General features: G+C 62.1%; 13 protein-coding genes and 1 pseudogene. 3 read left to right on the top strand and 11 right to left on the bottom strand.

All coding sequences use genetic code 11. The features are described from left to right. Nucleotides 1-8: 8 nt before the first annotated feature. From CXR43_RS13515 to CXR43_RS13495, 5 genes are all read right to left on the bottom strand, one after another. Complete coding sequence (locus CXR43_RS13515; protein ID WP_103334574.1) at nt 9-731, bottom strand: Ntn hydrolase family protein; 723 nt, start codon at nt 729-731, stop codon at nt 9-11. Between the two features lie 92 nt (nt 732-823). Continuing rightward, nucleotides 824-1,489, bottom strand: a complete 666-nt coding sequence (locus CXR43_RS13510) for a hypothetical protein (RefSeq protein ID WP_103334573.1) — start codon at nt 1,487-1,489, stop codon at nt 824-826. Nucleotides 1,490-1,585: 96 nt separating this feature from the next. Beyond that, nucleotides 1,586-2,413 (bottom strand): transglutaminase family protein, encoded by an 828-nt coding sequence (locus CXR43_RS13505; protein WP_103334572.1) that lies wholly within the window; start codon nt 2,411-2,413, stop codon nt 1,586-1,588. Further along, on the bottom strand, nt 2,413-3,363 hold the full coding sequence (locus tag CXR43_RS13500; protein ID WP_103334571.1) for an alpha-E domain-containing protein: 951 nt from the start codon (nt 3,361-3,363) through the stop codon (nt 2,413-2,415). The genes CXR43_RS13505 and CXR43_RS13500 overlap by 1 nt, the downstream gene beginning before the upstream one ends. Before the next feature lie 7 nt (nt 3,364-3,370). Beyond that, nucleotides 3,371-4,762: a circularly permuted type 2 ATP-grasp protein gene (locus tag CXR43_RS13495; RefSeq protein ID WP_168219841.1), complete on the bottom strand. Its 1,392-nt coding sequence runs from the start codon at nt 4,760-4,762 to the stop codon at nt 3,371-3,373. 191 nt (nt 4,763-4,953) lie between these two features. On the opposite strand from CXR43_RS13495, the gene CXR43_RS13490 reads away from it, so the two are divergent. The 3 genes and pseudogenes from CXR43_RS13490 to CXR43_RS17930 all read left to right on the top strand — a co-directional run bounded on the left by CXR43_RS13490 (nt 4,954) and on the right by CXR43_RS17930 (nt 9,683). Further along, nucleotides 4,954-6,006, top strand: coding sequence for a ligase-associated DNA damage response exonuclease (locus CXR43_RS13490; RefSeq protein ID WP_103334569.1), 1,053 nt, complete (start codon nt 4,954-4,956; stop codon nt 6,004-6,006). Beyond that, nucleotides 6,003-7,562, top strand: a pseudogene (locus CXR43_RS17935) (ATP-dependent DNA ligase); the annotation flags it as partial. The gene CXR43_RS13490 and the pseudogene CXR43_RS17935, both read left to right, overlap by 4 nt. Nucleotides 7,563-7,856: 294 nt before the next feature. Beyond that, nucleotides 7,857-9,683 (top strand): M3 family oligoendopeptidase, encoded by a 1,827-nt coding sequence (locus tag CXR43_RS17930; RefSeq protein WP_168219840.1) that lies wholly within the window; start codon nt 7,857-7,859, stop codon nt 9,681-9,683. Between the two features lie 10 nt (nt 9,684-9,693). Here CXR43_RS17930 and CXR43_RS13480 read toward each other — a convergent pair whose 3' ends face one another. The 6 genes from CXR43_RS13480 to rpoH form a co-directional block, all read right to left on the bottom strand. Then, nucleotides 9,694-10,515 (bottom strand): cobalamin B12-binding domain-containing protein, encoded by an 822-nt coding sequence (locus CXR43_RS13480; protein ID WP_103334567.1) that lies wholly within the window; start codon nt 10,513-10,515, stop codon nt 9,694-9,696. Between the two features lie 191 nt (nt 10,516-10,706). Further along, entirely contained in the window at nt 10,707-11,699 is a 993-nt protein-coding gene (locus CXR43_RS13475) for a Gfo/Idh/MocA family protein (protein WP_103334566.1), read from the bottom strand. A gap of 73 nt (nt 11,700-11,772) precedes the next feature. Further along, complete coding sequence (locus tag CXR43_RS13470; protein ID WP_103334565.1) at nt 11,773-12,396, bottom strand: class I SAM-dependent methyltransferase; 624 nt, start codon at nt 12,394-12,396, stop codon at nt 11,773-11,775. 1 nt (nt 12,397) lies between these two features. Further along, nucleotides 12,398-13,153 (bottom strand): CDP-diacylglycerol--serine O-phosphatidyltransferase, encoded by a 756-nt coding sequence (pssA, locus tag CXR43_RS13465; protein ID WP_103334564.1) that lies wholly within the window; start codon nt 13,151-13,153, stop codon nt 12,398-12,400. Continuing rightward, on the bottom strand, nt 13,150-13,842 hold the full coding sequence (locus CXR43_RS13460) for a phosphatidylserine decarboxylase (protein ID WP_103334563.1): 693 nt from the start codon (nt 13,840-13,842) through the stop codon (nt 13,150-13,152). The genes pssA and CXR43_RS13460 overlap by 4 nt, the downstream gene beginning before the upstream one ends. A gap of 222 nt (nt 13,843-14,064) precedes the next feature. Next, nucleotides 14,065-14,958 (bottom strand): RNA polymerase sigma factor RpoH, encoded by an 894-nt coding sequence (gene rpoH / locus CXR43_RS13455; RefSeq protein WP_103334562.1) that lies wholly within the window; start codon nt 14,956-14,958, stop codon nt 14,065-14,067. Between the last annotated feature and the right edge of the window lie 157 nt (nt 14,959-15,115).

Genomic DNA, 15,115 nt, shown 5'->3' with positions numbered 1-15,115 from the left:
CCGGCAGGTCAGATCGTGATCTGGCTGAAACCGTCACGCAAGGCATGGGACCAGGCGTCGCTCATGGCACGAAAGGATTCGTCCCCCGCCTCGATCCGGCGCAGGGTGCAGATACGGAATTCGTCACGGTTGATGACGCACAGATCCAGCGGCATGCCAACCGACAGGTTGGACCGCAGCGTGGAATCCATTGACAGCAGCACGGCCTTTTGCGCGTCGCCAAGCGATGTGCTGGGTTTTACCACCCGGTCGAGAATGGGCTTGCCATATTTGTGCTCGCCGATCTGAAGGAAGGGCGTGTCTTCTGTCGCCTCGATGAAATTGCCTTCTGGATAGATCAGAAACATCCGCATGCCGCCGCCCTTGCGCTGGCCGGCCACGATCATCGTTGCACTGGCCCCCTGTGACATCGACAGCTTCTCATCGATGTCGCGCCGGACCTTTGCCAGCACATCACCGATGATTTCCGCTACAGCCAGCATCGTGGGTGCCAGCAGGACCGACGTCTGCGGCGTGGCATCAGGACTGTCAATGGCATCGCGCAGGCGAGCGATGGTGGTCTGAGTCACCGACAGGCTTCCGGCGGTCAGCACGGTGATGATCCGTTCGCCCGGGTTTTCGAAATGGAACATTTTCCGGTAGGTGGAAATGTTGTCGAGACCGGCATTGGTGCGCGTATCGGACAGCAGCACCATGCCTTCGTTGAGCAAAAGTCCGACACAATAGGTCATTTCACGGTCCCCATGACATTCCGGCTGCACGCTAGCGCCGGGGCGCGGCGATGGAAAGGGGCGACGGTGCCACACGCCCGGCTGTACATCGCTTACAGGCTGGCAATGACGGAAAGTGCCGGGCCGCTGACCATCTGCATCGCCCCAAGCATCAGAACGGCGGCGGCAGCGATCCGGAAATACCGGCTTTGCCAGAAATTCAGGCGGGCCGGGCTTTGGGCGGCCGGTGGCGGCGCATCGCTCAGGGGCTGCGTTTCAAACCGGGGTGGTGCAGAGCCGCGGCGGGGCAGCACACGCCCAGCGCTTTGATCGGGGTTTGGATTCCGCACCGGGGTACCTGCGGCCGCGCTGTCATCGGGACGCGCCGCCTCCAATGCCTCCAGAAAGGCTCCCAGACGAAACACATCGCCGCCCTCGGCACAGTCCTCGGGCCGGGGCAAGGCAAAGCGGGGGGCATTTTCGGCCAGCCGCTGGATCAGGTCCAGCCGCGCGGCTTCATCGCCGGGCGGGTATCGGCCAGCCGGGGCACCGGAGGAGTAGGTGTTCAACCCGAAGCCCGAGTCCAGCAGATAACTGCGCAGGCCGGAAGGCGCACGGCGCAGCGCCGCGGCGGTGCGCGGGTCCCGAAACAGAGCGACCGTGGCGGCATCCTGCGGCCCTGCGACACCCACATCCTTCAAGAGCCCGGCAAGCGCCGGATCTGATGGCCCGAAATCAGGGACGATCCTGAAAATGTCAAAGTCATAGGCCAAGGCCATGGTGTATCCCTCGCGACCCTCTCGCAGACAGGACGCTGCCCAGAGGATGTGGCAAGAGCGCGGCAAAATAAGGGAAATCTACCGCGAAACCTGGACCTATTGCTGCGTTTGCGACTGCGTTTGCGAGGCCTGCACCGTGACCGAGACATCAAGGCTTTCCTCGCCCTGCCCCCGCGCGATCCCCCGGATCATCGCGGCGTGCAGCGAATCGAGACCCGACCCAAGCCGGATATAGCGGTCGTCCGGGCAGCAGCGGTTGGCAGGATCAAAGCCCACCCAGCCAAGACCGGCAATGAACACCTCGGCCCAGGCATGCGCGGCCTCATCCGCGGCACCATCGACGCCGACCAGAAGATAGCCCGAAACATAGCGTGCCGGCAGGCCGATGTGGCGCGCTACGGCAATCACCGCATGGGCCTGATCCTGACAGACGCCAGTGCCTTGCGCCAATGCCTCGGCGGCGGTGGTATGGGCAGTGGTGGTGTCGGAGGTGTAGACGATTGCATCGGACACCCGGGCCGATATTTCATGCGCGGCGGCAAGCGCATCCTGTAACGGTGCCAACCCATCCGCAAGCGCGGCAAGGGCAGCATCGGCCTCGGTCGGGTGTGTGCTGCGCAGATAAGCCTCGGGCGGGGTCAGTTCCTTGTGGCCGCGCAGCACGCCGGCCATGTCGACCGTTTCGATCTGCCCGGTCACCCGCACGGTGATTTCATTCACCGGGCCAAGCACGGTCCAGCCCTGCACCCAATCGCCCGCGCCGTCGCGGAAGCCGCCACCCATCTGGCCATCGCTAACGCTGACCTTCCAGCTCACCAGCTTCTGGCCGGCGCATTGCGACGGCATCAGGCGATGGCTTTGCACCACGCCGCGCACCGGCTGATCATAATAGTAGCGAGTGACATGATCCACACTCAACAGCATCAGCGCACATCCCCATTCAGATAGCAGTCACGGATGACAGAGCCGGCCTGTGCCATATCCCCGATGAAACGGCTGAGAAATTCGTGCAGCCCTTCTTCGAAGATATCCTCGACCCGCAATTCGGCCAGTTCGGCCTGGATCCCGCGCGCCTTTTCCTGAGCGCGCGTCTTGCGCTGATAGCCGCGCGCCAACCGGTCCAGATGGTTGGTCATGCCTTCGACACTGGTGATCAGGCTGCGCGGACATTGCGGGTTCAGGATCAGGAAATGCGCGATCTTGGGTGCCGTCACCTCACCGCCATAGGCCCAGTGAAACGCCCGGTGCGACGACATGGCGCGCAACAACGTGGTCCACTGGTAATTGTCGAGACCCGAGCCGACAAATTCGATCTTGGGCAAAAGGACGTAATATTTCACATCCATCAGCCGCGCGGTGTTATCAGCGCGTTCCAGATAATAGCCAAGGTTCAGGAAATCCCAGCCATCATTGCGCAAAAGCGTGGCATCGATCGATCCGCGCACCAGCGCGGTGTTGCGCATGGTCCAGTCGGTCAGCAACGACAGGTCAAGCTCAGACCGGGGGCGGCGTTCCAACTGGCGCAAGTCCTGAAAGGCGGTGTTCAAGGCATCCCAAACCTGCGTGGTCAGCGCAGTGCGCACGATACGGCCGTTTTCGCGCGCCGCCGTGATGCAGGACATCACCGAGGACGGATTGTCGGCATCGAAAAAGAACCAGCTTTCCAGATTGCGCTGGACGGCATCGCCGTATTTCCTGGCAAAGCCATCGGCCGTGCCACTGGCGTGCAAAAGCGATTCCCATTCGTTGCGATAACCTGCGGCGGAGGGCATCAACGCGATGCGCGCCCCCACCTCAAGCAATCTGGCCGAGGTTTCTGCGCGTTCCAGATAACGGGCAAGCCAGAAAAGATTGTCTGCGGTTCTGCTCAGCATGATCTGTTCACTCCGCCAGCACCCAAGTGTCCTTGACGCCCCCGCCCTGCGACGAGTTCACCACCAGCGATCCTTCGGTCAGGGCCACACGGGTCAGGCCACCGGGCACAAGTTCGATCCGTTCCCCCACAAGGCAATAGGGGCGCAGGTCAACATGACGGGGCGCAATGCCTTCGGCCACAAAGGTCGGTGTGGTGGACAGCGCCAGCGTGGGCTGGGCAATGTAGTTGTGCGGGTTGGCAGTGATGCGGGCTCGGAACTGCTCGACCTGCTCGGCCGAGGCCTTGGGCCCCACCAGCATGCCGTAGCCGCCCGAACCATGGACCTCCTTCACCACCAGATCCTTGAGGTTGGACAGCACATATTTGCAATCATCCGCTTTGCCACATTGCCAGGTTGGCACGTTTTTCAGGATCGGCTCCTCGCCCAGATAGAACCGGATCATTTCGGGCACATAGGTATAAACCGCCTTGTCATCGGCAACGCCGGCCCCCGGTGCCGAACAGATGCTGACCCCCCCGGACCGGTACACATCCATCAGACCCGGAATGCCCAGCATGGAATCGGGTCGAAAGCACAGAGGGTCGATGTAGGCGTCATCCAGACGGCGATAGATCACATCCACCCGGCGCGGGCCTTCGGTGGTGCGCATGAACACAAACTCGCCTTCCACAAACAGATCCTGCCCTTCGACCAGTTCGACGCCCATCAGATCGGCAAGGAAGGAATGTTCATAATAGGCCGAATTGAAATGGCCCGGCGTCAGGATCACGACAGTCGGGTCGCGGTCACATTTTGCAGGAGCCACCGAGGCCAGCGTGCGGCGCAGGATTTCGGGATAGCTGTCCACCGGCTCGATCCGGTTCTCGCGGAACAGATCGGGGAACATCCGCATCATGATCTCGCGGTTTTCCAGCATGTAGCTGACACCCGATGGCGTTCGGCAATTGTCCTCCAATACGAAAAACTCATCCGGCCCGGTGCGGACAAGGTCGATGCCGACAATATGGGAATAGACGCCTTTGGGTGGCACAAAGCCCACCACCGATTTCTCATAGGCTTCGTTCAGATAGACCAGCCGGCCCGGAATGCGGCCTGCGCGCACGATTTCGCCCCGGCCATAGACATCGACCAGAAAGGCATTCAGTGCCCGCGCCCGTTGTTTGATGCCGCGCTCCAGCTTGGCCCATTCGGCCCCGGAAAACACGCGCGGAAACATATCGAACGGGATCAGGCGGTCGGGATCTCCGCCCTCGCCATAGACGGCAAATGTAATCCCGATGCGGCGAAACAGTGCCTCAGCCTCGGCCTGTTTCATCTGGCGCAACTCGGCCGGCATGGAGGTCATCCAGTCTTGCAGCCGCGCATAGGGTGCGCGCACGGCGCTGCCCTGATACATTTCATTGAAGTAACTTGTCACAAACGGCCCCCGTGCCCTCGTCCTTACGGGTCAGTTAATCAGGCCGTTTCCATCTGTGAAAGAGGGAGCCTGCATTTCCTGCCCGTATTCCCCCCATTCGCCCGCATTTTGTGCGGCGCGAATGTGTCCTGTGACCTTTCCCGTTGGACCGGACGTGCTAGGCTCTGGTCATGTCCTCAGAATTGCTCAGTTTTAGCGAACGCGGCATCTATTGCGCCGATGGCGGGTTCTACATCGACCCCTGGCGTCCCGTAGACCGGGCGCTTATCACCCATGGCCACAGCGACCACGCCCGATGGGGACACGGCCACTATCTGTGCACGCATGCTGCGCTGCCGGTCATGCGGCACCGGTTGGGGGATATACATGCCGAGGGCATCGCCTATGGCGAAACCCGGCAGGTCGGTGGGGTCAAGGTCAGCTTTCACCCTGCCGGCCATGTGCCTGGATCGGCGCAGATCCGGGTGGAGCGCGGTGGTGAGGTCTGGGTCGTCTCGGGCGATTACAAGGTCGAGGATGACGGGTTGTCCGAGGCATTCGTGCCAGTGCCCTGCCATACGTTCATCACCGAATGCACCTTCGGGCTGCCATTGTTTCGCTGGCAGCCGCAACATGTGATTGCCGATCAGCTTGCCGCCTGGTGGCAGGCCAATGCGGCCCAGGGGCGGGTTTCGATCTTGGCGGCTTACGGTCTGGGCAAGGCGCAGCGGTTGATGACATTATTGCCGGATGCCGGGCCGATCCTGACCCATGGCGCAGTCGAGGAAACCACGCGCATCCTGCGCGATCAGGGCTATCCCCTTCCCGCCACACTTCGCGTCACACCCGGGATTGATGCGAAATCTCATCCCGGCGCATTGGTCATCGCCCCCCCATCGGCGCTTGGCACGTCTTGGGCGCGACGCTTTGGCCCAACGGCCGAGGCCTTTGCCAGCGGCTGGATGGCGCTGCGCGGCATCCGCCGCCGCCGGGGTTTGGGCACCGGCTTTGTCATTTCGGACCACGCCGACTGGCCTGGCCTGAACACGGCGATCCGCGCCACCGGGGCGGAACGGGTCTTTGTCACCCATGGCTACACCACGCCCTTCCGCCGTTGGCTGGAGGAACAGGGCTATGAGGCCGGGATCGTTCAGACCGAATTTGGCGGCGATGAGGCCGATACCGACACCGCCACAGACACCGGGCCGGACACCGGGTCAGACACGGGGGCGGACACAGCATGAAACGCTTCGCCGCCCTGTTCAACGCGTTGGATGCCACCACCAAAACCGGCGAAAAAACCGCAGCCTTGGCCAGCTATTTCGGCACCGCGCCCGAGGCCGACCGGGTCTGGACCATTGCGCTTCTGTCGGGCCGTCGGCCGAAGCGGGCGGTCAATGCCACCGAACTGCGCGTCTGGGCGGCAGCAGAGGCAGGCGTTCCGCTGTGGCTCTTCGAAGAGTCCTACACCATCGCCGGCGATCTTGCTGAAACCATCGCCCGCCTGCTGCCTTTGCCGGCCCATGAAACGGACCCGTCGCTGGACAGCACCCTCCGCGCGCTGATTGCGCTGACCGGACGGCCAGAGGCCGAGCGCCGCGCCTTTGTCACCACGTCCTGGGCGGCTTTGGGGCCGGATGAGCGGTTCCTGTTCAACAAACTGCTGACCGGCGGCTTTCGCATGGGGGTCAGCCGGGGGTTGATGACCCGGGCCCTGGCGCAGGCGACGGGGGTGGAAGAGGCGGTGATGGCACACCGGCTGATGGGGGATTGGGACCCCGCCCGCACCCGCTTTGCCGATCTGACGCAGGAGGGCGGATCAGATGGCGCAGCACGGCCCTACCCATTTGCGCTGGCCAGCCCGCTGGAGGCCGCGCCAGACACTCTGGGCCCGGCGACCGACTGGCTGGCCGAATGGAAATGGGATGGCATCCGGGGGCAAATCATCGCGCGGCCCGGGGCCTTTGCGATCTGGAGCCGTGGCGAGGATCTGATCACCGACCGCTTTCCTGAATTTGCGCCGCTGCAAGACCATCTGCCCCCCGGAACGGTGCTGGATGGCGAGATCGTTGCTTGGGGTGGCACGGCCCCCCTGCCCTTTGCCGAGCTGCAAAAGCGCATTGGCCGCAAGACCGTGCCGAAAAAGCTGCTGGCCGAGACACCGGGGCATTTTCTGGCCTATGATCTGCTGGAAGCCGATGGCGCGGACCTGCGCGACGCGCCCCTATCAGAGCGCCGGGCGCGGCTGGAAGCCTTGCTTGCGGCCTTGCCGCCGGGCCTGCCGCTCTCGCCTTCTCCGGTTGCGTCAGGGGATTGGGCAGACCTGACCGCCCTTCGCGCAAAGGCGCGGGACCGAATGGCCGAGGGGCTGATGCTCAAGCGGTTGTCGTCGCCCTATCACACCGGGCGGAAGCGGGGCGACTGGTGGAAATGGAAGCTGGACCCGTTCACCGTTGATGCGGTGATGCTCTATGCCCAGGCGGGCCACGGGCGGCGGGCCAACCTGTTCACCGACTTCACCTTTGCGCTGCGTGACGGCAATGATCTGGTGCCTTTCACCAAGGCCTATTCCGGCCTGACCGATACCGAATTTGCCGAAATCACCCGCTGGGTGGGCAAGCACACGCTGGAACGCTTTGGCCCGGTACGCCGTGTGGTGCCAGAGCTGGTGTTTGAAATCGGGTTCGAAGGCATTCAGGCCAGCCCCCGCCACAAATCCGGTATCGCCTTGCGGTTTCCGCGCATGCTGCGCTGGCGCAAGGACAAGGGCGTGGCAGAGATTGACACGCTGCAAGGCTTGCGCGACATGTTGCGGCAGGTGTCCGAGCCTGGGCTTCTGGTGGCGGGAGAAAAAGAGACAGGGGCTTTGCCCGCCGATAAAGGACAAACGGGGGCGTCGCCCGCCGATAAAGGGAAAACGGAGGCTTTGCCCGCCGATAAAGGAAAAGCGGGGGCTTCGCCCGCCGATAAAGGAAAAACGGGGGCTTCGCCCCCCGGACCCACAGGATATTTGAAGACTGAAAATGGGCGGTGGGTTGTCTTTCAGGTGTCGGCGGCCCTATCTGAGAGAAAGAGTTTTCAGGAAGGATGGTCCATGACCCTGCCGATGCCCCGCCCCGTTTTTGATGCCAACGCAGCTTCTGGCGGGTTTGGGAACCTGCCCGAATGGGATTTGCGCGATCTTTATCCTTCGCCGGAGTCCAAAGAGTTTGCGGCAGATATGGGCTGGCTGGAGACGGCCTGTGCGGAGTTTGCCGCCGCCTATGAGGGCAAGCTGGCTGACCTGGACGCGCAGGGCCTGCTGGATTGTGTGCGGGCTTATGAACAGATCGATATCACCGCCGGGCGGCTGATGTCCTTTGCCGGTCTGCGCTATTATCAGAACACCATGGACAGCGACCGCGCCAAGTTCATGGCCGATGTGCAGGACAAGATCACGACCTTCACCACGCCGCTGGTGTTTTTCAGCCTCGAATTCAACCGGCTGGAAGACGCGCGCCTAGATGACCTGATTTCTGCCAATGTCGATCTGGCGCGCTACAAGCCGGTGTTTGACCGGATGCGCGCGATGCGGCCGCATCAGCTGTCGGATGAGTTGGAAAAATTCCTGCACGACGAATCCGTGGTGGGCGCCAGCGCCTGGAACAAGCTGTTCGACGAGACCATGGCCGGTCTGATGTTCACGGTCGAGGGGGAAGAGGAAGAGCTGAACCTGGAGGCGACGCTCAACCTTCTGACCGACCCGGACCGCACCAAGCGCGAGGCCGCAGCACGGTCCTTGGCGGTGGTATTTGACAAGAACATCAAGCTGTTTGCCCGGGTTCACAACACTCTGGCGAAAGAAAAGGAAATCCACGACCGCTGGCGCAAGATGCCTTCTCCGCAACACGGGCGGCACCTGTCGAACCACGTCGAGCCGGAAGTGGTTGAGGCGCTGCGCAATGCGGTGGTTGCGGCCTACCCGAAGCTGAGCCACCGCTATTACCGCTTGAAAGCGAAGTGGCTGGGGCTGGAACGGCTGCAGGTCTGGGACCGCAACGCTCCACTGGCACTGGAAACGCCGCGTGTGGTCGGCTGGGAGGAAGCGACCAAGACGGTGCTGGACGCCTATGGCAGCTTTGCCCCGGAGATGGCAGATATTGCCAGACCGTTTTTTGACAAAGGCTGGATCGATGCCGGGGTCAAGCCGGGCAAGGCGCCCGGTGCCTTCGCGCATCCCACAGTGTCGACCGTGCATCCCTATGTGATGCTGAATTATCTGGGCAAGCCGCGCGACGTGATGACGCTGGCACATGAACTGGGGCATGGCGTGCATCAGGTCCTGGCGGCGGGTCAAGGCGAGCTCTTGTCATCGACCCCGCTGACGCTTGCCGAAACGGCAAGTGTGTTCGGCGAGATGCTGACCTTCCGCAAGCTGCTGGATCAGGCGAAGACCCCCGCCGAGCGCAAGACTCTGCTGGCGGGCAAGGTCGAAGATATGATCAACACGGTTGTCCGCCAGATTGCGTTCTATGACTTCGAGTGCAAATTGCACGCGGCGCGCGCCGAGGGCGAGCTGACACCGGACGACATCAACGCCTTGTGGATGAGCGTGCAGGCGGAATCGCTGGGTGATGCCTTTGATTTCATGGACGGCTATGAAACCTTCTGGGCCTATATCCCGCATTTCGTGCATTCGCCGTTCTACGTTTATGCCTATGCCTTCGGCGATGGGCTGGTCAATGCGCTTTACGCGGCCTACGAGGATGGCCTGCCGGAGTTTGAGGCGAAATATTTCGAGATGCTGAAAGCCGGAGGGTCGAAGCATCACAAGGAGTTGCTGGCTCCCTTCGGGCTGGATGCCTCGGATCCGAAATTCTGGGACAAGGGCCTGTCGATGATCGCGGGCTTTATCGATGAGCTGGAGGCGATGGAGGGCTGATCCTCCGCGCCTACACGCGGTTGGACCGGCGCTCTACCAGGCTGGCGAGGTGGGCAAGCATCAACTGCTCGGCCGCCTCGGCCGAATTGGCGACGGCATCGGCACCGGTAAGGTCCAGCAGATCAGGCTCTTGGGTGGTGATCGCACCGCCGATCATCACCCAGACGCCGGGAATATGCGCGCGCAGCGCCACCACCAGCCGGGTCAGCGGCAGGGTCATGTCCGGTGATGTCGCCCCAAGCGCCACGCTGATCGGGGCGCGACGTTCGATATCGGCGATCAGGCCATCATGGTCATCGTTGGACACCAGTTCTATTTCCCAGCCCCGACGGCGCAGATCATCGGCGGTCATGGTCAGGCCGATCATGTGGCCTTCCTGCGGACAGGGCGCGAAGACCGCGTGCTGTCCCGGTTTGCGGTCCGATATCTGCACGAACACATCGCGCAGATCATTCATGATCCGCCAGACCCGGTGCGAGGTGCGCAGCATCGCAGGCATTGCAATACCATCCCGCGCCCAGGTATTGCCGACCTGCTGCACCGCGCCGGCCAGCAGCCCATAATACAAGGTGTCGGCCGTCATGCCCCCCAGCCGCGCGTCGCGCACGAAATCTGCCGCAGAGGCATCGTTCTCTGACAGCAGGGCCTTGCTCAACTGGGCGATTTTCGGAGCCGTCGCTTCAACCCGGTCACGCCGCGCCTGTGCCGCAACGCGCAGAATGACCTCTTCGGCAAAGGAATGGAGACTGGCTGTCGGAGCCGCGCTGCGCTTGCCGCCGGAACGGAATGCGCTGTCGGCCTCAGCCGATGACGCTGGAAAACGTGTTGCCATGTCAGGTCACTTTAATCTTGAGCCGCGCGTTGATCAGGCCGATCGGGCCTTGTGACGCGGGGCAGTCCCCCCGGACGATTCCTGTCCTTGGATCAACTGTTGTCGAAAAGTGTCAACCTGTCCAGTCAAGTTTTGCAGAAAACCGCGCCGCACCAATTTGCTGCGGCGCAGAAATCATTGGATTTTTCGCCCTACAGCGCAATTTCCTGTGCCGTATCAAGGGCGCGGTCCATCATCGCCTGCGTCCCGCGCACAAATTCAAGCGGGCAAGGATAAGCGGCCCCGGTGCGGATGCTGCGGCCGAAGGCTTCGACCTGCAACTTGTAATGGTTGTCGGTCGGAAACCGGTCAGTGATCACCCGCTGGCCGGGCAGATGCAGTTCCACTTCTGCCACGTCATGCACATTGGCGTTGAAGGGTGCCGAGCCGACGCGGATCATGCCCTTGTCACCCTGAAACACCACTTCCTGCCGGTTGGCCAGCCGCATCGAGGTCATCGAGCGATAGGTGAACCGCCCCGTCGGCCCCTGCATCATCGCATTCACATCGGCAAAGACCTCGACCCCGGCTTCCATGATAACGCGGGCCGCCACATCCTCGGGCTCTGCGCCGGTGACAAAGCGCATGGAGCCAATGGTATAGACCCCGATGTCCCGCAGCGACCCGCCGCCGGTGTCGGGGCGGTTGCGGATATTGCCCGGCTCTGCCGCGTTGTTATAGCTGAAGGCCGCGTCGACATGGCGCAACTGGCCGATCTTGCCCTCTGCCAGCCACTCTTTCGCGCGCTGCCATTGCGGGTGATGCACGATCATGAACGCCTCAGCCGCCAGCAGACCGCTGGCATCGCGGGCAGCGATGATCTGGTCGATCTGCTCGGCGCGCAGAGCGATAGGCTTTTCGGTCAGCACATGCTTACCGGCGGCCAGCGCCTTGAGCGTCCATTCCACATGCAGATGGTTGGGCAACGGCACATAGACCGCATCGATGGTCGGATCGGCGAGCAGCGCGTCATAGCTGGAATGCACCTGCAACCCGGGGCAGAACGCGCGGAACCCTTCGGCCTTGGCGGCGTCTGACGTCGCAAGCGCCGCAAACTCGGCCCCTGCGGCAGCGTGGATGGCGGGGGCCATGTGATCACGCGCAAATTTGGCAGCGCCAAGCACGCCCCAACGAACTGGTTTCATCTGCTGTCTCTCCCTGTTAGCGCAATCAACCTAACGGCTTGCGGCCACAGGGGGAAGCCATTTTGGACCCAAGTCAGTCCTTGCGGAACCGCATCAGGGTCATCATGCCGAAGGGCGGCAGCGCCACCTCTTCGATCAGGGTCAGCCCGCGTGTCTCGGTCACGGTGCTGCGGTGGAAATCGGAATGCCAGCCCAGACGATCGGCAAAGGGCGCAAACACCCGTTCAAGCCAGGGAAGCGCGCCTTTATCCTGCGGGTCGCGGGCAAAGTGGTTCACCATGACAATGGTGCCGCAAGGGCGCAGCACGCGGGTCATCTCCGCCATCACCCGTTCCGGCTCTGGCACGACCGACATGATGTGCAAGGCAGAGATATGGTCAAAACTGCTATCAGAAAACTCCAGCGCCCGCGCATCCATCAGCCGCAGCGCCTCGACATTGGACAGGCCAAGCTCTGCCACCTTTTGCTGTGCCTTTTCCAGCATTTCGGCACTGGCGTCGATGCCGGTTACCGACACCTCGCGTCGGTAGGCCGGCAGCGACAGACCGGTGCCAACGCCCACCTCCAGAACCCGCCCGCCCAGACCATTCAGCACCGACACCGCCCGCCGCCGTCCGGCCTTTGTGATCCTGCCAAAGGTTGCGTCATAAATCGGTGCCCAGCGGGCATAGGATTTGCGGACGGCGCGGATATCCATGTCAGACGACACTCCTCAGAGAGCGGGCACTTTTGCGCCAAAGGAACAGGATGGCTGCCAGATAGATCACATCCAACAACAGCAATGTGACCCAAGGATAGGTCAACAGCGCGGCGATGAGCGCCACCGAACCCACCAGGATGAAGCGGGCATTTTCGGCATAGATCCGGACCCCCTTGAACGACGGCGTCGGCATCCGCGAAATCATCAGCGCGCCAATAAAGACCATCCAGATCGCCACGGCCCATGCGGGCAGGCGCAGGGCGTTGTCAAAGCCGTAGGCCAGATAGATCGGCAGCAGCGCCAGCATCGCGCCGGCGGGCGAGGGCACGCCGACGAACCCCTTTGGCTTTGCATCGACATCCGGTTCGCGATTGCCGACATTGAAGCGCGCGAGGCGGAGCATGCAGCAGACGGCATAGATCAGCACCGCAATCCAGCCCAAGGCCGTATCTGAATGCATGCCCCAGAAATACAGCACCAAGGCAGGGGTCACGCCAAAATTCACCAGATCGCACAAGGAGTCGAGCTCGGCACCGATAGCACTTTCGGATTTCAGCATCCGCGCCAGCCGGCCATCAATCCCGTCAAGCGCGGCGGCAAGCCCGATCAGCGCGACAGCCCAGCCAAAGCGGCCTTCCACCGCCATGCGGATCGCGGTCAGCCCGGCGCAAAGCGCGATGACCGAAATCAGGTTGGGCAATAGATGCAGAATATGCATCCGGCGGCGCAGCGGCAGTTTGGGATCTTCGGTCATTCCACACGGGCCATGGTTTGCGGCAGATCACGCCCCAGCACCGCCAGCACGGTTTCGCCCGCCACCATCGTCTGGCCCAAGGCGACCTGCGGGCTCACGCCTTCAGGCAGATAGACATCCACCCGGCTGCCAAAGCGGATCAGGCCAAAGCGTTCGCCGGTGCGCAGCCCCTGCCCTTCCGCCACCCACCACATGATGCGGCGGGCCACCAGACCCGCAATCTGCACCACGGCAATCTGGCGGCCATCGGCCAGGTCGATCCGCAGCGAATTGCGTTCATTATCCACCGACGCCTTGTCAAGCGAGGCATTCAGGAACTTCCCGGGCCGATAGCTCATGGCGCCGATCGTGCCGGCAATGGGGGCGCGGTTTACATGGCAGTTGAACACGTTCATGAAAACCGAAACCCGCATCAAGGCCTCTGGCCCCATGCCCAGTTCCGGCGGTGGCACCGCGCGTTCGATCAGGCTGATCACACCATCGGCCGGAGAAACCAGAAGGCCCGCACCCTGCGGAACAGACCGCTTGGGGTCCCGGAAAAAATAGTAGCACCAGACCGTCAAACCGACGCCGATCCAGCCCAACGGCTCCCACAACCAGAACAGCACAAGGGTAATCGCGGCAAAGATCGCCACGAACTTGTACCCCTCGGGATGCATCGGTTTGAGAAATGTGCCCAGCATGGTCATGGTTGGTCTCATCCTTTCAACCAATGGCAGATGACGTAGCCTGCCAACCACCATGGGGCAAACAAAAACGACACATCAGCCAACAAAAACGTCATCTCTTCGGCGAATGTCCGCCACAAGTGCAGGCAGTGGTACCGGTCTGAGGCGCGAAGGCCAAGGGCTTGCAGACATGCAAAAGGCGGCCCGTCGCCGGTGCCGCCTGGTGCAGACCCTGAGCAACGCTCAGCCCGGAACCACCATGCCTTTGCCCTTGGCAAGTTCGCGCATCTTGGTCTGCAGCTTTTCAAACGCGCGCACCTCGATCTGGCGGATGCGTTCGCGGCTGACCGAGTGCTTTTCCGAGAGCGTCTCAAGCGTTACCGGCTCATCCGCCAGACGGCGCTGCATCAGGATTTCCTTTTCCCGATCGTTCAGCACAGACATCGCCTGCACCAACAGGCGGCGCCGGATATCCAGCTCATCGCTTTCGGCGTAGGCTTCGGCCTGATCGCTGTTTTCGTCTTCCAGCCAGTCCTGCCACTGTGCGCCTCCGTCTTCGGACCCGACCGTTGCGTTCAGCGACGCATCGGCCCCCGCCATACGGCGGTTCATGGCGATGACCTCTTCTTCGGTCACCGACAGATCCTTGGCGATCTGGGCCACGTTTTCCGGGCGCAGGTCACCTTCTTCGAGTGCCCCCAGCTTGGCCTTGGCCTTGCGCAGATTGAAGAACAGCTTTTTCTGCGCCGAAGTGGTCCCCAGCTTCACCAGACTCCACGACCGCAGGATATATTCCTGAATGCTGGCGCGGATCCACCACATCGCATAGGTCGCCAATCGGAAACCGCGTTCCGGATCAAACCGCTTGACCGCTTGCATCAAACCGACATTCGCTTCGGAAATCACCTCGGCCTGCGGCAGGCCATAGCCACGATATCCCATAGCGATCTTGGCCGCCAGACGCAGGTGGGATGTCACCAGCTTATGGGCTGATGCGCTGTCCTGCCGGTCGACCCAGGCCTTGGCCAGCATGTATTCTTCTTCCGGTTCCAGAAGCGGAAATTTGCGGATTTCCTGCATGTACCGGTTCAAGCCCTGTTCCGGGCTTGGCGCAGGTAGATTGGTATAGGTGCTCATCTGTCGCCCCCTGTTTGCCCCGGTGCCATCAGCCCCCGGGGGACCACATCACCTAAGGTCTGCGGACCGCTCCTTCAAGGACACGGCGTATCATACCTTAGTAAACGCCGAATGAAGGCTTGTCCGTTCCGACAGGAAAGGGTTATGTCGGCATTTT

The organism is Pseudotabrizicola formosa (genome assembly GCF_002900965.1).
Classification (GTDB): domain Bacteria; phylum Pseudomonadota; class Alphaproteobacteria; order Rhodobacterales; family Rhodobacteraceae; genus Pseudotabrizicola; species Pseudotabrizicola formosa.
The sequence above is the reverse complement of the archived record's forward strand: the minus strand, read 5'-3'. Positions and strand labels throughout refer to the sequence as shown.